This window comes from Arthrobacter sp. ZGTC131 (assembly GCF_002929275.1).
Taxonomy (GTDB): Bacteria; Actinomycetota; Actinomycetes; order Actinomycetales; family Micrococcaceae; genus Arthrobacter.
In genome coordinates this window covers 13,287-30,039 of sequence record NZ_PJIK01000009.1, presented here as the reverse complement: position 1 = coordinate 30,039, position 16,753 = coordinate 13,287, and the positions used below count along the sequence as shown (strand labels likewise).

Annotated in this window: 12 protein-coding genes and 2 pseudogenes; 8 read left to right on the top strand and 6 right to left on the bottom strand. The window is 62.9% G+C overall.

Annotated elements, in window-relative coordinates:
- The first annotated feature begins 46 nt into the window (after positions 1-46).
- From CXQ90_RS12480 to CXQ90_RS12465, 4 genes are all read left to right on the top strand, one after another.
- Positions 47-1,480 (top strand): 2-hydroxycarboxylate transporter family protein, encoded by a 1,434-nt coding sequence (locus CXQ90_RS12480; protein ID WP_258064518.1) that lies wholly within the window; start codon positions 47-49, stop codon positions 1,478-1,480.
- An 87-nt stretch (positions 1,481-1,567) separates the two neighbouring features.
- Positions 1,568-2,107 carry a gamma carbonic anhydrase family protein gene (locus CXQ90_RS12475; RefSeq protein ID WP_104139539.1) on the top strand — a complete coding sequence of 180 codons (540 nt, stop codon included), beginning with the start codon at positions 1,568-1,570 and terminating at the stop codon, positions 2,105-2,107.
- 34 nt (positions 2,108-2,141) lie between these two features.
- On the top strand, positions 2,142-3,830 hold the full coding sequence (locus CXQ90_RS12470) for a thiamine pyrophosphate-binding protein (protein ID WP_104139538.1): 1,689 nt from the start codon (positions 2,142-2,144) through the stop codon (positions 3,828-3,830).
- A 20-nt stretch (positions 3,831-3,850) separates the two neighbouring features.
- Positions 3,851-4,504, top strand: a complete 654-nt coding sequence (locus CXQ90_RS12465) for an IclR family transcriptional regulator (protein ID WP_104139536.1) — start codon at positions 3,851-3,853, stop codon at positions 4,502-4,504.
- A 277-nt stretch (positions 4,505-4,781) separates the two neighbouring features.
- On the opposite strand, the gene CXQ90_RS22655 is transcribed toward CXQ90_RS12465, so the two are convergent.
- Positions 4,782-5,531: an SHOCT domain-containing protein gene (locus CXQ90_RS22655; protein ID WP_219816683.1), complete on the bottom strand. Its 750-nt coding sequence runs from the start codon at positions 5,529-5,531 to the stop codon at positions 4,782-4,784.
- Between the two features lie 609 nt (positions 5,532-6,140).
- Here CXQ90_RS22655 and CXQ90_RS22960 point away from each other — a divergent pair.
- The 3 genes and pseudogenes from CXQ90_RS22960 to CXQ90_RS22955 all read left to right on the top strand — a co-directional run.
- The gene (locus tag CXQ90_RS22960; RefSeq protein WP_258064517.1) at positions 6,141-6,269 is read left to right on the top strand and encodes a hypothetical protein; all 129 of its coding nucleotides are present in this window, start codon (positions 6,141-6,143) and stop codon (positions 6,267-6,269) included.
- Between the two features lie 796 nt (positions 6,270-7,065).
- Positions 7,066-7,890, top strand: a complete 825-nt coding sequence (locus CXQ90_RS12455; RefSeq protein ID WP_104139534.1) for an alpha/beta fold hydrolase — start codon at positions 7,066-7,068, stop codon at positions 7,888-7,890.
- A gap of 81 nt (positions 7,891-7,971) precedes the next feature.
- Positions 7,972-8,174, top strand: a pseudogene (locus CXQ90_RS22955) (helix-turn-helix domain-containing protein); the annotation flags it as partial.
- 136 nt (positions 8,175-8,310) lie between these two features.
- Here CXQ90_RS22955 and CXQ90_RS12445 read toward each other — a convergent pair.
- Complete coding sequence (locus CXQ90_RS12445) at positions 8,311-9,315, bottom strand: DMT family transporter (protein WP_104139533.1); 1,005 nt, start codon at positions 9,313-9,315, stop codon at positions 8,311-8,313.
- Positions 9,316-10,150: 835 nt separating this feature from the next.
- On the opposite strand from CXQ90_RS12445, the pseudogene CXQ90_RS12440 reads away from it, so the two are divergent.
- Positions 10,151-10,491, top strand: a pseudogene (locus CXQ90_RS12440) (helix-turn-helix domain-containing protein); the annotation flags it as partial.
- 229 nt (positions 10,492-10,720) lie between these two features.
- Here the strand turns inward: CXQ90_RS12440 and CXQ90_RS12435 are convergent.
- From CXQ90_RS12435 to CXQ90_RS12420, 4 genes are all read right to left on the bottom strand, one after another.
- A complete protein-coding gene (locus CXQ90_RS12435) occupies positions 10,721-12,106 on the bottom strand; it encodes an MFS transporter (protein ID WP_104139531.1) in 1,386 nt (461 codons plus the stop codon).
- A 179-nt stretch (positions 12,107-12,285) separates the two neighbouring features.
- Positions 12,286-14,271, bottom strand: coding sequence for an FAD-binding monooxygenase (locus CXQ90_RS12430; protein WP_104139530.1), 1,986 nt, complete (start codon positions 14,269-14,271; stop codon positions 12,286-12,288).
- Between the two features lie 344 nt (positions 14,272-14,615).
- Positions 14,616-15,143, bottom strand: a complete 528-nt coding sequence (locus CXQ90_RS12425) for a MarR family winged helix-turn-helix transcriptional regulator (RefSeq protein ID WP_104139528.1) — start codon at positions 15,141-15,143, stop codon at positions 14,616-14,618.
- Between the two features lie 608 nt (positions 15,144-15,751).
- Positions 15,752-16,414 (bottom strand): hypothetical protein, encoded by a 663-nt coding sequence (locus CXQ90_RS12420; protein ID WP_104139527.1) that lies wholly within the window; start codon positions 16,412-16,414, stop codon positions 15,752-15,754.
- Positions 16,415-16,753 lie beyond the last annotated feature (339 nt).

Here is a 16,753-nt window from a genome sequence, read left to right as displayed (position 1 = left end):
ATCAGCAGCAAAATAACAATTCCTACTCACCGTTTTGGAGACGAAGATGTCTACAAGCCCACGCACCACGGAACTCCCCACCGACCCAACGGACACGGCCATGAACGAGACCTCCCCCGGCCCCGCCGGCGGCATCGAACATCCGGTAGCCCGCACGGTCGGCTCCCGGCCCGGGACCCACTACCCTGGCCGTTTAGGTTTCAGAATCGCCAGCATCCCCGCCCCTCTCTACCTCGTCCTCGCGGCCCTTGTCCTCACCGCCGCCCTCACAGGCAACCTGCCGGACACCATGGTGGTCGGCTTTGCCACCACCATCCTGCTCGGCGGCCTGTTCATCTGGATTGGGAACCTGTTCCCTGTGGTCCGCGACTTTGGGCTGCCGACCGTCCTGTGTACCTTCGCTCCCGCCACACTGGCTTTCCTCGGCCTGATGCCCGAGAACTTTGTCACCGTGGTGCAGAACTTCATCGACGGACACGGCTTCCTGGACTTCTTCGTCGTCGGCATCATTGCCGGCTCCATCCTTGGCATGCCACGCGCGCTCCTGCTCAAGGCAGGACCGCGTTTCGCGGTCCCCATCGTGGGTTGCCTCCTCGCTACATTCATCCTGGTCGGGCTCATCGCTGCCCTGACCGGCTTTGGGTTCATCGAAGGCATTCTCTTTATCGCTGCGCCCATCATGGCAGGCGGCCTTGGCGTCGGCGCCCTGCCGATGTCCGAGATGTATGCCTCCGCCACCGGCGGCGACTCCGCCACCTTCATGGGTGAGCTCATGTCCGCTGTTGTCATGGCCAATGTGGTATGCATCCTCATCGCAGGCATCTACAACGGACTGGGCAAGCGCAAGAAGCAGCTCTTCGTCGGCTTCAACGGTCACGGCCAGCTCCTGCGGATCAAGGGACGCTCCGACGAACTCACCCTGCCCCCAAAGCGGGACACCTCCTCCTTCATCGCCTTGGGCAAGGGCCTGCTCATCGCGGGAAGCCTCTTTGTCTTTGGCAACCTCGTCGCCGCGCTCCTTCCCGGACTGCACCCCTACGCCTGGGCTATCATCGCGGCCGCCGCCGTCAAGATCTTCGGGTTGCTCCCCCAGGACGTTGAAGAGTCCACGGCCGACTGGGGCGACATGATCGGCGCCGTCCTGGTTCCCGCACTACTGGTGGGCGTCAGCCTCACCTACATCGACATCACTGACGTGCTCGCCTCGCTGAGCAACCCGCTGTTCATCCTCCTGACCATCTGCACGGTCGTCATCGCGACCCTGACCTCCGGCATCCTTGGATGGCTGGTCAAGTTCAACTTCGTCGAAGCATCCATCACACCCGGCCTGGTGATGGCGGACACCGGCGGCAGCGGTGACGTGGCAGTCCTCAGCGCGGCCAACCGGATGCACCTGATGCCGTTCGCGGCCCTGACCAACCGCCTCGGCGGAGCGCTGGTCCTCTTCGTGACCTCGCTGATCGTCCCGTTCCTCGTCTAGCGGCATTTTCACTCAGCGCGGAATTACGACGGCGGTGCCCCGCACGTTCAACGGGGCACCGCCCTTTCACCCCACCTAAGGACCCCCATGACCTCCCACATCCTGGCCGTCGACGGCCGCAACCCCTCACTTTCGGACAATACGTGGATAGCTCCCACGGCCGTCGTCGTCGGCTCGGCAACCATCGGTGCCGGCACCGGAATCTATTACGGCGCCGTTGTGCGGGCGGACATGGAGGACATCAGCATCGGGGCTGGCAGCAACATCCAGGACTGCGCCGTTGTCCACGCCGACCCCGGCTACCCGGCACGGGTTGGCAGCCGGGTCAGCGTGGGGCACGGTGCCGTGCTGCACGGCTGCACCGTCGGCGACGGGACACTGATCGGCATGAATGCGACCGTCCTGAACGGCGCCGTCATCGGCGCCGGCTCCCTGATCGCAGCCAACGCACTGGTGCTTGAAGGCATGGAAGTGCCGCCGGGATCGCTCGTGGCAGGCGTCCCCGGAAAGGTGCGCCGCCCGCTCACACCCGAGGAAATTGAGCACTGCAGCCAGAACGCCGCCACCTACCTCGAACTCACCGGGAGGCATCGCGGCGCCGCGTCGCTGGTCCCCACCGCCAGCTAGAGCCTTGCCCGAACCCAGGAACGTGAAAGAAGCCATGACCAGCACCAGTACTGAACTTGTAGCCGACGGCAAGGCGCCCGTCCTCCCGGACGAGGGCCACGTCTCCGCGATTGTCGCCGACGTCGTGGCGGAACGCGCGCGCCACCTGTTTGGGCTGATGGGCAACGGCAATGCCCATCTCATCAGCCGGCTGACGCGCCGGGGTTTTCCCTTCACGTCGGCCCGGCACGAGTCCGCAACCGTGGCCATGGCGGATGCCTACCACCGGGCAACCGGAGACATAGCCGCCGCCACCACCACCTACGGCGCCGGCTTTACCAACGCATATACAACTCTCGCCGAGGCTCGGATGGCCCGGATCCCGCTGGTCCTAGTGGTCGGCGATGCTCCCTCCACCGGCCTCCGGCCGTTCGACATCGACCAGGCCAAGGCAGCCGAAGCGGCAGGAGTGGTAACACTGGTCGCCCGGCCGGGCAACGCCGCCGCTATCACGCACCGCGCGTTCGACCTCGCCTTGCAGACAGTCCAGCCCGTGGTCCTGGCCATTCCCTACGACCTCGCCACCGCCCCGCCGTCGGCCCCGGAACCGCTCGAACCCCTGCCGGTGAAGCCGGCGTGGCCCGCGGAACCCGATGATCTGGAACGTGTGGCGGCCTTGCTCGCTGCGTCGGAACGCCCGCTGATCCTGGGAGGCCGGGGCGTGCTGCTGGCCCGGGCTGTTGAACCGCTGCGCCAAGTTGGGGACCGGCTCGGCGCACTCTTCATGACATCAGTCATGGCGGCAAACGCTTTTGACAGCCCCTGGGACCTGGGGATCGCCGGCGGCTTTACCCGCAGCCACAGGCTGGATGTTGCACGCCGGGCGGATCTGGTTCTGGTGGTGGGAGCCAGCCTGAACATATTTCAGACGCGCTACGGAACGCTGTTCCCGGAAGGCACCAAAGTCATCCGGGTGGACAACGAACCGGACCCGGGACACCCCGCAGCGGACTACATCCGGGCGGACATCCGCCCGTTCATCGAGGGACTGCTGGAGCGGATCCCCACCGCCTCCTCTACCTGGCGGAGCCAGGTCCCGGACGTATCCGAGGCGGAGTTCCGGTCCTCCGTCCCGAGCGAAGACCCGGTGGAGTTCGGGCCGGACGGGCGCTTGAACCCGCGTGCCGTCGTCGCCGCGCTGGACCGCATCCTGCCAGCCGAACGCTCAGTTGTCATGGACGGCGGGCACTTCATCGGGTGGGCGCCCATGTACCTTTCCGTACCGGACCCGCACGCCATGATCCTGGTAGGAACCGCCTTCCAGTCCATCGGCCTGGGCTTCGGATCCGCGGCCGGCGTCTCGGTGGCCCGCCCCGAACGAACCACCGTCCTGGTCAGCGGCGACGGCGGCGGACTGATGGGCCTTGCCGATTTCGAGACCTTCCTCCGGGCCACGCGAAAGGGTGTGGTGGTGGTCCTCAACGACTCCGCCTACGGGGCAGAGCTTCACCAGTACGCCGCCAAGGGGCTCCACAACCAGGCGATGCTGATTGACGAAGTGGACTTCGCCGCCGTCGGACGTGCACTTGGCGCCCAGGGCACCAAAGCCCGCACACTGGCCGACCTGGCCCCGTTGCAGGAGTGGCTCGCGTCCCACGAGGAGGGCGTGTACGTCCTGGACGTAGCGATCTCCCAGAAAGTGGTGGCTGAGTTCATGGCTGAGTCCGTGGCAGCCAAAGGCTAGGGACGCCATAGGCTAGCCACATGCCGTCTCCTGACACCAACGGAAGCAACCGCACGCTCGAACGTACCGCCGCCATTCTCGATGCGGTTGGCCGGTCCGCCGCGTCAGCGAGCGAGCTGTCCCGGCGGACCGGCCTGTCGCTGTCGACCGCACACCGCCTGGCGCTGCAGCTCGCCGACTACGGCTTCCTCCGCCGAACCACGGATGGGTCCTTCCGGCTCGGTGACCGGTTTGTCCGCTCCGCGCTTGAGAACGCGGGCCTGCAGATCCTCAACGACCTGCGGGACCAAACCGGCGAGACTGCGCAGCTGTGGGTTCGGCGAGGCGATGAACGCGTCTGCCTGCTCAGTGCCGACAGCCGGCACGAACTCCGTGCCACCTTGCCTCCCGGATCCAAGCTATTGCTGCCCCAGGGGTCCAGCGGCCGGCTCCTGGCCGGCGAGGAGGACGCCATGGAGGAACTGGCGAGGACGGGCTGGATTGAATCGGTGGGGTCCCGCACGCCCGGGTTGGGTTCGGTCAGCGCTCCGGTGCGGACCGACGAAGGTATTGTCGCTGCCGTCTGCCTCGCCATGCCCCTGGCCCGGGTGACCGAATCCCCTGGCAAAGACTGCGGCGACGTGGTGGTCCAGGCAGCGCAACGGATCGCCGAGGCCATGGCGCGGCAAAACTAGCGGCTTGCCGCAACACCTGCCTCAGGCGTTTCGAACATTGCGGGCGACTCGAGTTGAGTTGAAAGCCCCCATGTTGTTACCGACATAACGTCGGTTATCGGCCTGGAAAGCACGGGAGTGGAAGTAGCCGCGAGAACTCCCGTTCCAGGAGGAAACAATCGACTCGTCCGCGGCCTGCGCCAGTTGCGTTAGCGGCCCCCGGTGGTGGTTAGCTCCATTTTCTGGGGAGGGTTCCCGTCTGGCCTCACTGGGAACGCTTGCAGCGACCTAGTTGTTGTCAGTCTCCATCGAGTATGCGGGCTTTCTCTCGGTCGAACTCCTCCGAAGTGAGGATTCCGTTGTCCTTGAGTTCACCAAGCTTTTTGAGGCTCTCGATCCTGGAGGTCCCGGAACCGGTGATGGCCGGGGCCGTGTCCGGAGCCGGGGCCGCGGTTGGTTCCGGGCTCTCGCTCCTCCTCATAAGTGCTGTAATCATCGAACTCCAGGCTCGGGCCTCGCGACTTGTCTTCTCATGGGCGAAGCCGCCCCGATTCGTTTGACCCTTCAGGAAATTGACGTCGAGAATTGGGGTCTGCGGATCGTCCAGCTCAACGCGTAGGCTGATGCTTTTCACGACGTCTGTCGACTTATTCTTGGCGCCAAGGCCGCCGATGATCGCGCCTGTGGAGCCGGCCAAAGCGTTGCCAACGACGGCAGCTCCGATTTGGCGACCACGGTGGGCGTGCTCTATCGAACGTTGATCCTCGTAAACGGAAACCGACAGAATCTTCGTGGCATCGACGAACTTCGAGGCAAAGGACGGATTCAGCGCGTAAGCGAGCCGGCAAGACTCCGTTGTATCGACCGCAAGAAAAATGGATTCGCTAGTATATAAACGCGTCGCTGTGAACCCGCGCTTAGACATGTCCTTATGAAATCTGATCAGCGATTCCTTTCGCGCGGCCTTGTCTTTCGACTTCTCAACGAAGCCCCAAATCATCAGAGCCAAGAGGCCCCCGATTACAACAATGGTCCAAAAGGCTTCCACGCGTCTGCTCTCTGTCGCACCAGTACGCCTGCAATGGCGCACGATTCACGAGAATTACATCACAGCGGTTTGCAAAAGTCCTGCTCGCGGACGCCATGTGCATTAGGTGTTCTGACAGTCTGTTATTGGTGCACCCTACGGCGCAGGGCAGTTCGTTGGTTGCGGTAGACGGAGGGCAACAACTCCGGGAGACGACCAAGGGCCGCAGACCGTGAGTCGTTCTGATCCCCGAGACGGTATTTGCCATGCTGGCAACTCCTATTCGGGTCCAACTGTAGTGAGACGAAAGCACCATTGACCTGGCCTCTGGTTTCTGCCAAAAGGCCAATTCGGCATGTAGGGCAAGAAGAATCAATGACCCCCGACGAACTAGCGAGACGTTCAACCGACATAGCCGAATCAGCCACCCATGCGGCGTGGTGGTCCGCAGCGGGAGCGATCGCGACCGCGGTATTGACTCTGGGCCTGCTCGTCGGCGCCATTTGCCGCTTGGCACACAGCCAAGGCGTCTCTGAGGCAGGCACGGGAGGCTCAGCTCCAGATCAAGCTCGACAGCATCGAGCAAACGCGCCCGTTTGTCTTTGCCCGTATTGTGCCAGGGATCGGTGGGTGAGCACCTGGGATCTGGTGGTGAGTAACTCAGGAAAATCCAGCGCCTTAGACCTCACCATCGACACTGATGATTGGCCGGAGAACGACGATCTGATCGTCAGCGCCCTGAAGACAATGTTTCCATAAAACAGACGCTGCCCCCAGGAGTAAGTTTGCGGTCGTTCTGGCGCATAGACCCTACTCCCGGCAGCAAAAGGTCTGATGGCGGACCCGATGTTGACGGGATGCCGAGGACTGCCACTTTGACGCCGACCGTATAGCTGCTGTCCCGTTGAGGTGCTCCAATGCGCAATCGATTATCCGGCCGCGAAAGCCTGCAAGCTCCATGGGCGTACTAGATCCATCTACGCTTTCAGCTTGGCAGTGTCACGACTACATCTAGGGTCGACAGTGCTAAGCCTTAGAGCCCCGCCACGAATTGTTCCATGGTGCGTTTGGTTTCCATGACGCCTTCGCGGGACAGGTGGCGGAATGCGGCGGTCACGGCGTCGGCGAGGTCGAAGTCCCGGTGGACTAGCCATTGGGCTTGGAGCCCGTCCCAAATTGTGACTGTCTCGCCGCCGAACCGCTCGGGGTCGACGTCGGGATGGGCGAGGCCGTTGTCCTGGCGGATGCGTTGGCAGCATAGGCCAAGGACAGGCAGTAGTGCTCTGCAATGTGCTCATGTTCCGGATGAGTCGGGTCGGAAGCGCGCGCCAACACTTCCGTGAATAGCCGTAGCCGTTTTGGTTCGCCTACCTTGGCCGACAACGCTCTGATCGCGATCATGGTCCCTGTCGGGGAGTCGCGTAAGCCGCGTCGCATGTAATGGGCAGAATCGACGTCGCCTTGAAGGTCATAGTGGGAGGATCCCTAGGATTCTCTACTTCCCGTGGATAGTATCTGGGACAGGACGCCACCCTACGCGAGGGTCAGTGAGAATGTGATCGAAGCAGTTGCTGCCGTAATGGGCCGGAACAATGTCACTATATTCGGCCGGGATGATGGGCCTGTGATGATGTTTGCCCACGGTTTTGGCTGCGATCAGGCTATGTGGCGGAAGCTGCTGCCCTATTTCGTTGACGATTACCGGCTGGTGCTTTTTGATCATGTTGGTGCAGGACACTCCGACATCAGCGCCTATGACTGGGAGAAGTACGGGTCCCTGGATGGGTACGCGTCGGATCTGCTGGAGATTTGCGCCGCCCTTGAACTTGAGAACGTCATCTTGGTGGGCCACAGTGTCAGCACGATGATCGCCGTGATCGCCGCAGTGCAGGACCCCAACCGTTTCTCCCACCTGGTCCTGCTTGCTCCTTCACCCCGTCATACGGATGACCCGTACGACGGCTACGTGGGCGGGTTTTCGCGGGAAGACATCGAGGGCCTGCTGGCATCTCTGGACAGCAACTATTTCGCCTGGGCCGCGGCCTTGGCGCCCATGGTTATGGGCAACCCGCAGGAGCCGGAATTAGCGGAGGACCTGCGTGTCAGCTTCTGCCGGACAAATCCGCCCATCGCACGGCACTTCGCCGGGGTAACTTTCTTTTCCGACACCCGCCCTGAACTGAAGAAGTTGCGCACCAGCTGCCTGATTCTGCAGTGCTCCGACGATCGGCTTGCCCCGCCGGAAGTGGGCGCCTACCTGCACAAGAATCTGGATCACAGCACCCTGGTGCAGCTTCAGGCCACCGGGCACTGCCCCCACGTCAGCGCTCCGGAGGAAACGGCCCGGGCGATTCTGCACTACCTCGACACCCGCTCGTGACAGGCGCCGCCGGCCCCTCCCCCGCTCGACTTTGAAGCCTTCTGTCATCAAGCACCCTGCGGGTGCCTGACAACAGATGATGATAGGGCCTCCGAGCTCGTTCAGCGCGCCGGCACCGGTGTTCCAAAAGCCTCGTTGCCCGTGACTACGGGATCAGCCGGGAGACCGTCTACCAGTACCTCCGGAACGCAAAGCTGGAATCAGCGTTTCCCTGCCGGGACGGTCGTCATGCCATATCTGCACGTCGCCGTAGCTTGACGGAATATCCGTTATCGGCGTTCTAGAAGTCCCTCAAAAGCCCGGGGGAAAAACCCCATCTGCGCGACTGTTCAGTACGCTGCGGCGCACCAATGAGTCGGCTGCATTTCCCGCGTCGGCGACACGGCATTTGCAGCCTGGCGCGCTTCATTGCGGCCGGGCTCAGCGCTGCCAGAACCTCCGCAGCGCTAATCCGGGCAACGCCGCGATGATGATTGCGGCCAGTGTGAGCAGGGTGCCGAATATGGTTTGCGGATAGATGGCGCTGCCCGCCACCGGCAGCAGCCAGTCCATGAGCAGTGCTCCGATCAGCTGGCCGGCGATCATGCCCAGCGCAGTCAGGAGCACGCCGATATGCCGGATCAGCAGCGCGCTTAGAACCAGGTTGATGCAGCCCAGCGCCCCTCCGGTGTAGAGCCACAACTCGGCCGGCAGCGTGGGCAGCCCTCCGGCAACGGCCAGCTTCAGGATCCAGATCAGGGCCAGCGCGAGGCTGCCAATCAGATAGTTGATCAGGGTGCCGGGAATTGGCGACCGGACCTGTGCCGCGATCCTGCCATTCACGGCGTGCTGGAAGGGCATCAGGATCCCGCCCAGGGCAACCAGCGCGAGCGGGACCAGCATGGTGATGGGCTCAGACTCGCCGGAGAGCCGAGGCGACACCGCCCAAAACACCGCGCCCACTGTGAGTAGTACAGCGAGCACTCGCAGCCCGGTAATTGCCCGTTTGCCGCCGGGACCGAGTCCGAGCCGGTCCACGGCCAGTCCGCTGATTGTCTGGCCGGTCACCACCGCCACCGTATAGATGGCAATTCCGACGCCTGCGACGAAGCTGGTCTGCGCAAAGATGAAGTAGGCGCCGATGATGCCGGCGCCATGGAAGTACCAGGGAATGGTGCGCTGGCGGGTGGTGGAGAGGAGTTTCACGAACGCGGCACGGCCGCTGGGAAGGACCAGCGTGGCAGCGGCCATGATCAGGGCCGCACCGCCGAAGCTGAACAACCCTGCCAGCAGTGAATCCTGCAGCCGGTGCCCCAGCTCGCCGTTGATTCGGGCCTGCAGGGGCAGGGTGAGGCCTGCGATAACGGCGAGCGGAATGCCTGCGGCCAGCAGGCGGGCTGGCGATCGGAGCTGCGGAGCGGTTGGGGCACTGACAACCGACGGCACTTTAGAAGCCCGCCTGGAAGGCGATGGCGAGTCCCGGCGTGGTCGGTGTCGGCGTGCTCCCTTGCCGGACCAGAACAATCTGGAATCCTGCGCGGTGGCGGTTGTGCAGCATGATCAAGGTGTACTCCGGAGGCAGGTGCGATGGATTATCCGCGCGATTGGCGGGGTTCTGCTGCGGCTCCGTACTCAGCAGGACTAGGCAACCGCCCTTTAGCGGTGAACTGCCATTTTTGCGATGGGGTTGACCAGTTGGTGCGGGGGCTGTTTCCTGAGTAAAGCTCACAGCTTTGCAATCGAGCAAGTAAAACACGTTCTACAGCGCGCTGGCAACCGATTGCCACGACGACGCACTTCATCTTTTGGGCAGCATGCAGTGGCAATCGGTTGCGAAAGTGTGGGCCTGATTGGACGGCCTCGGGGCCACTGCTGCGCGCCGAGACTCCGCACCCCTGTGTTGGTGTGTAGCCGGCGCGTCCCACTCGCACCCTGCCCCGGAAGAGGACCTCCATGGCCGCCCGCCAAACCCCAGCCCAGCCTCGACGCCCGCCCGATGGACAGCAAGGCAGCGGTGGCTGGACCTGTACGACCAGCTCCGCCGGGCCGCACCGAGCTCTGCCTCCGCTACCTCATTTGCGGGACAACCCGACGTCATTCGAACTTGCCGCCTGGGCGACCGCGCTGCAGGAGTTGGCGGAGTCCACGCCGCTCGGGTCCCGGTGGTGCTGGTCAGCAACCCCCCTCAGCCGAGCGTCTACGCTCTGTGAGGCAACCGGCCATCATCGGCGCCCGCGACGACCCTGGAAACCACCCTCTCGCCGCAACCGCGATGGGTACCCTGGTCCAGGGCCTGACCCGCAATGGCGTGTGGGTGGAGTTCGTCAAAAATTGCCTGGTCTTCACGGGGGAGGACTCCCCCATCGCCAACCTATGCTCTCCGTCATGGGCGCCATCACCGAATCCGAACGCTCCCTCATCAGGGAACGCCAAGGGGAAGGCATCGCCCTGGCTAAGCAGCGCAGCGCCTACAAAGGCCGGAAAAAGACCCTCACCCCGGACCGGGCAGCCAAAATGGTCCAGCCCGCCGAAAGCGGGGTTCCGAAATCTGTTCTTGCCCGTGACTACGGGATCAGCAGGGAGACCGTCTACCAGTACCTGCGCCAAGCCAAACTGGAGTGAAGCGCTCCCCTGCCGGGGTACATCCATATGCTTTTGCCCGATTGGCCATAGCTTGACGAAAGGCCGGTTATCGGCGCTTCGAAATGGGCAGGGGAGTGCGCCCAAAAGGGGCTGTGCCGGACCGAGCGGACGCCCGTTTCACTTTGGCTAATGAGCGCACTTTCCTGGCTGGCTTCCGCCGCGTGGGGCCGGGCGCCGCAGCTAATTCCGGCCCCAAGCGGCGGCGTGGTTAGTTGGTGCGGGCAGGCTCATTGGAGGTGTCGACGGTTCGCCGGTCAAAGACGAGTGCTCCGACTTCCTGTTGGGCCTGGTTTCGGATGGAAAGGTCCATGCCTGAGCGGTCCCGGACCAAGGAGACGGCCGCGAGGGAGACAAGGGTCATCCCGACGAGGTACAGGGAAACGGCTTCGGTTCCGCCTGTGGCCTGGACGAGGGCGGTGGCGATTGTCGGGGCGAATGCGCCGCCGAGGATCGCACCGAGGGCGTAGGAGATGGAGACGCCGGAGAAACGTACCGAGGCTGGGAACATTTCGGAGTACAGGGCAGCCTGCGGCCCGTACGCCAGTCCCAGGCCCACGGTGAATATGGTCATGGCCAGGTAGAGCATCGCCAGGTCGCCTGTGTTGATGAGCCAGAAGAGCGGGAAGCAGGCCAGTAGTTGGGCGCTGAATCCTATGAAGTAGGTTCGCTTGCGGCCTATTTTGTCCGAGAGGTATCCGGCGAGGTAGGTGAAGCCGAGCCAGATGGCGGCACCGTAAGTGACGGCGAGGAGCACGTCAGTGCGTTCGTGACCGACCGCGGGGCCGGAGGCGTAGCTGGGGATGAAGCCGCCGGTGGCCATATACCCTGCTGCGTTGTTTCCCGCGAAGATCAGGGCGGCGATGACCACGAGCAGTCCATGACGGCGGAACAGTTCCACGATCGGTGTCTTGGGTTGTTTTTTCGCTGCGGCGATTTCCTCGAAGACGGGGGATTCGTCCACCGCGCGGCGGACGAAGTAGCCCACGACAATGAGAACGATGCTCAGCAGGAAGGGCACACGCCATCCCCACTCGAGGAAGGCCGCTCCGGGTGAAATTACGCCGGTCATGAGCGCTGTGATGCCGGTGGCCAGCAGCAGCCCCAGCGGGACGCCGAGTTGGGGGAAGGCCCCGGCCCGTCCGCGACGGTTGCTGGGGGCGTGTTCAACTGCCATCAGGACCGCGCCGCCCCACTCGCCGCCTGCGGAGATGCCTTGCAGGATCCTCAGCAGCAGGAGCATGACCGGGGCGATAACGCCAGCGGTCGCATAGGTCGGTAGGATGCCGATCAGCGTGGTTGCCGCGCCCATCAGGATGAGTGTCAGCACGAGCATGGCCCGGCGGCCTATTCTGTCGCCGTAGTGGCCGGCCAGGAAAGCTCCGAGGGGCCGGAAGAGGAAGCTGATGCCCACGGACGCGAAGGACAACAGCAGACCGATGGATTCGCCGGCCGGTTCGAAGAACAGTTGTGCGAATACCAGGCCGGCGGCGGTGGCGTAGATGAAGAAGTCGTACCATTCGACGGTGGTGCCGATGACGGTAGCGAAGGCGACGCGACGTTGGTTCGCCTTCGAACTGTGGTGGGACGTGCTCATGATTCTCCAGATGGTGTGAGCGGTGTGACCCCGGGGGAACCCCTGGGGGGTTGGACGGTGCTGCGGACTTGTCGGTGGGGCCTGAAGGGTTTGGTCAGGCGGGTACCGGAATCACCGGAGTGCTGGTGGTGGTGCCGGTCGTGATGCCGGCACCACCCGCGGTTCAGGGCTCCAGTGGGTTAGGTGTTGGCCGGGACTGATGGCGTGGGGGCTGAAGGCGCAGTGTCCGCGCTAGAAAGTGCAGAGGATGAGAGCTCCTCCGGCTGCCGCCGCTGTAGGAGGGGTTCGAAGAACGCGGCCAGCTCGGCGGTCGCCGTGAGCGGCAGGACGTTTGCCACGTACTGGTCCGGGCGCACGATCACGACGACGCCGTTGTGGTCCACGCCGCGCAGGTCGAAGATGTCCGCGTTCGGGTCTGTTGCGTAAATCTTTTCGTAATTCGTGAGCTGGAACGGGCCGACCTGGGGTTTGAACACTGCCGGAATGGCGGTGATGTCGACGCTTGTGTGGTCCTGCTGGTAGATCACTTTCACATCAAACCAGGCGTCGGGGTCGGCGCCGACAGGCGTGGCGGCGAGCGGGGATTCCGGTGAGTTTGCGATCCACTCGGCGAACTGTTCGGTGGGCGAAGTGGTTCCGGCCTGCGGCGTTTGGGGCGTCGCCGGGCCGGCGAAGATGTAGATGCGCCACCGGCCGTCGGCCGTGGCGTGGTGGCCGAGGTGTACCGGGTTGGCGTCGGCGACCCGCACGGCGGGGGCGGACTTGAAGCGCTTGCCGATCGGAAACCCGGTAGCCAGGTGCTGGTGTTCAGAGGCAGCAACGAGCACTGAGGGGCCGTACTGGGTCATGAAGCCGGCGGGGAATTCGGCGGTGCGGACGTAGAAGTCCTCCAGGTCGGAGGGGTTTTCGAAGTCCTCCGGTTTCTTCGCCATGAGTGTGGACCACTTTTTGTCGAAGTCGATGAGGTTCTGCGCGACCACCTGGCGTTCGGCTGAGTAGGTGGACAGCAGGCTTTCGGGGCTGCGGCCTTCCAGGACGTGGCCGAGCTTCCACGCCAGGTTGAAGCCGTCCTGCATGGAGACGTTCATGCCTTGGCCGGCCTTGGCGCTGTGGGTGTGGCAGGCGTCGCCGGTGATGAACACGCGCGGTGTGCGGGTGCCGCGGTCCTCCGGCAGGACGTCATCGAAGCGGTCTGTGAGGCGGTGGCCGACCTCGTACACGCTGTGCCAGGCGACGTTGCGGACATCGAGGGTGTAGGGGTGGAGGATGGCGTTGGCCTTGTCAATGATCTCCTCGATGGAAGTGCTGCGCACCGCGCCCTTGTTGTTGGGGTCCACCTCGCCCAGGTCAACGTACATTCTGAAGAGGTGGCCGCCTTCGCGAGGGATCAGAAGGATGCTGCCGCCTGTACCGGATTGGATTGCGCATTTGAGGCGGATATCTGGGAAGTCTGTGACCGCCAGGACATCCATGACGCCCCAAGCGTGGTTGGCCTGGTCTCCGGCAAGGGTGCAGCCGATCGACTCCCGCACCTTGCTGCGTGCGCCGTCCGCACCCACAACGTATTTGGCCCGGACAGTGCGCTCCTGCCCCTCGTGGGGACCCGAGCTGTGGAGAAGCGTCACGGTGACCGGGTACTCCCCCTCGTCCTCGACGTTGACGGAACGGAACTCGAAGCCATAGTCGGGTGACATGCGTGCGGGCGAGTTGGCCATGAACTCGGCGAAGTAGTCCAGTACGCGGGCTTGGTTAACGACGAGGTGGGGGAACTCACTGATTTCGGCGGGGTCATCCGGGGTGCGGGCAGTGCGGATGATACGGGAGGGGTCCGTGGGGTCCGGTTTCCAGAACGCCGTCTCGGTTATCCGGTAGGCCTCGGCGATGATCCTCTCGGCAAACCCGAAGGCCTGAAAGGTCTCGACTGTGCGGGTCTGGATTCCATCGGCCTGTCCAATGGCCAGCCTTCCGGGCCGGCGCTCCACGATGCGTGTGGTGACATTTGAGAACTGGGACAATTGCGCGGCCGCGAGCATGCCGGCAGGGCCTGCGCCGACAATCAGGACATCGACCTCTTCCGGAAGTTCAGCCGGCCTGTTAATGCCGACTCCTGCCGCCGGCTGGACCCTTGGGTCCCCGGATACATAACCGTGATGGTGAAACTGCACGGATTCCTCACTTCGTTGTAAGCGGTTGGCGTCGAAGCTCCTCAGAACTGGACGCTGGTATCTGATATTTGATTGGTCCGCACCCGCCAAGGCGGTGCCGACTCTCACGGGATCTGTCCCCTGTTACGGCTACTGCGCGGCTCCACCGAGGACAGGCTCCGAACCAAACACCGTCGGGCGGCGGGCATGGAACCCGCGAACCCCGGAACAAATCCCATGGCGATGCCCCAGTTCAATGACTGCGGTCGACCGCGGTACTCGTCAAGGTGCAGGTGAACCAGATGAACGTTCGGGTGTGCAAGGGGAAAATCAGCGGCTATCCGGATTCAAGGTGCCCTCAAGTCCTAGGAACGAGGCGGGTGGTGTTGTAGAAGCTTCCGCAACAGTTCAGTAAGGATGGTTGCCTCGGTCCTTGTGAGGCCATCTGCCCAATCGCTTTCACGCAGGCTGTTCTTGCGCGCGAGCTCTGTTACGCGTTCCTCCCCCAGTGGGGTGAGCCGAACAATTGTTTTGCGCTTATCTAGCGTGTCTGCCTCTCGGCTCACCAGCCCATACTTTTCCAGGGTGTTAAGCAGGCTCGACATAGAAGCGGTTGAAACGCTCGACAGCCTTGCTAGCTCATTGGGATACCCTGCTCCAACAGCTCGAATTGTGAACAGAAGCCTGAAAGCAGAAAAACTGAGGCCCTCAGGGCGATGGACATGGACTTCGAGGTCGGTCGTGATCCTGTTAGCCAGACGTATCAGGTTGAAGCAAACAGCCATGGCGGCGGCATCGTACTCGGGAAACAACTCTTTCGTGGAGTCGTTCGCGAGCTTTTCGAATGCGCTGCCACTGACTTTTACATTCCTATGGGTTGCCGACTCGGTCATCGTTTGGATCGCAGCTCCTCTAGCGATTCATGCTCCTGCATAGCCCGGGAGTTCCTCTCTGCAAAGTGGCGTTCCTCGTTGTGTCACTCGGTAGTCCACGATGTTTTTACACGCAGCCATGTCGCGGCTGCTTCTTCCTCAGTTTATTAGAAGTCTAATCATTCTGCAATGCCCGCTTCCTTTATTCCGGGCAGAAAGCTCGGGTTGCTCCGCCCGATACCTTTACCTTAGGCGCTGTCTGAGAAAACCGAAGCTAGAACAGGGCGTGCAGGTATAGATAGAAATCTAGCTATCGCTTCGGTGTGGCTGCTCCGCTGAGTTGGTCCCTCTTGATCCGGTGCCGGCTGCAATCTGCGACCCGCAGTCGACGGCGTCCCGGTCGAGGCCCGCCTCGCCCGAGCTGCAGCACGACGCACACGTCCACGTCCACGTCCACGTCACGACGAAAGGTACGAAACCCGAGACCGAGACTGGACCGCGCCGGCGGAAGGAATGCGTGTTTCCGCAGGTCAGCTGCAGGTCGCAGTGCCTTGCTTGCCAGTCGTGCGTAGTGGGTGTGGTGCGTAATGGCACGGCTTAGCAACGGCATCTCTCAATACACGCTGGCGCTACTTTGTGTTGGCTTCGAGCTGGGCCCGTTTCGGGTGGTCCGGGCAGAGCATCAGTGCCCGGACCACTTCGGCGGCCTGATTTTCGCTGAGCGGACCGTCAACGTAGTGCCCGGCTGTTGCGGCACATACCGTGTACAGGAACCGTGCTCCTCGTGGGTCGTCCGTGTAGCCGTCGTTGGCTTGCACTTCTTCCAGCGATGGCGTGCCGCCGACTTCGATCGGCATGCAGGTTTCAAAAGCCTGGGACCAGGCCGCTCTGTAATCTGTAATCCGTTCAAGGCTGCCGTCGGCCGTCGTGCAAGCAAGCGTGTAAGTAATGCCCGCCTCTGGCGCCTCTGACGCCGGCGGTGCCTCTGCCAAGACTGGTGCCTCTGTTGGAGCTGCAGAAGGTGTCATCGCTGAGGTTTCTCCACGGCAGATGTCGATGACCTTTTGGCCTTCCGCCGCGAAATCATCCAGTTTTTGGTGGTAGTCGGTGCCGTTCTCAACAGCGGACACCAACTTGTCGAGGGGTTGCCGCATACCAGCAATCGGTTCCCGGAGATCCTCGGTTGCGGTGCGGGCTACCTCGTCAAGTTCTTCGGACAGCCCTTTCGCCTTTTCGCCATTGGCAGCGTTCAGTTCGTCAACTGTACGCAGGAATTCGCCGGACCTCGTCACCAGGCCACCGTCGTCGCCGATGAGGACAGCGCAGCTGACATTAGGAGCGACGACAAGGTTCTGGCGTGGATGTCATTTCCGCATTCGTGCCAGGCGTGCCGCAGGAGGTCAGCAACAGAAGGAAAACAGGGAGGAGAGTTGACCGTCGCATCAGGTGTCCTTGGGTAGAGTGCAGGGCGCAAATAGCTGTTGCCCCTGGCGCAAAACCTGTCCCCCGACGCAAAGCAGTGACATCATATTAGCTCGCCGGCTAGGGAGCGTCTCGACCGCCCAGGGACGTTATTCCGAACGCCATCACCGCGCCGCTGCGGTGCTTCGAAGGGGCACTTCGGCCGACTA

Bases quoted from the DNA above. Each gene is read 5' to 3' on its own strand.
- CXQ90_RS12465 (WP_104139536.1), top strand. From the start codon at position 3,851: ATGCCGTCTCCTGACACCAACGGAAGCAACCGCACGCTCGAACGTACC.
- CXQ90_RS12475 (WP_104139539.1), top strand. From the start codon at position 1,568: ATGACCTCCCACATCCTGGCCGTCGACGGCCGCAACCCCTCACTTTCG.
- CXQ90_RS12435 (WP_104139531.1), bottom strand. From the start codon at position 12,106: ATGAGCACGTCCCACCACAGTTCGAAGGCGAACCAACGTCGCGTCGCC.
- CXQ90_RS12425 (WP_104139528.1), bottom strand. From the start codon at position 15,143: ATGACCGAGTCGGCAACCCATAGGAATGTAAAAGTCAGTGGCAGCGCA.
- CXQ90_RS12480 (WP_258064518.1), top strand. From the start codon at position 47: ATGTCTACAAGCCCACGCACCACGGAACTCCCCACCGACCCAACGGAC.
- CXQ90_RS12470 (WP_104139538.1), top strand. From the start codon at position 2,142: ATGACCAGCACCAGTACTGAACTTGTAGCCGACGGCAAGGCGCCCGTC.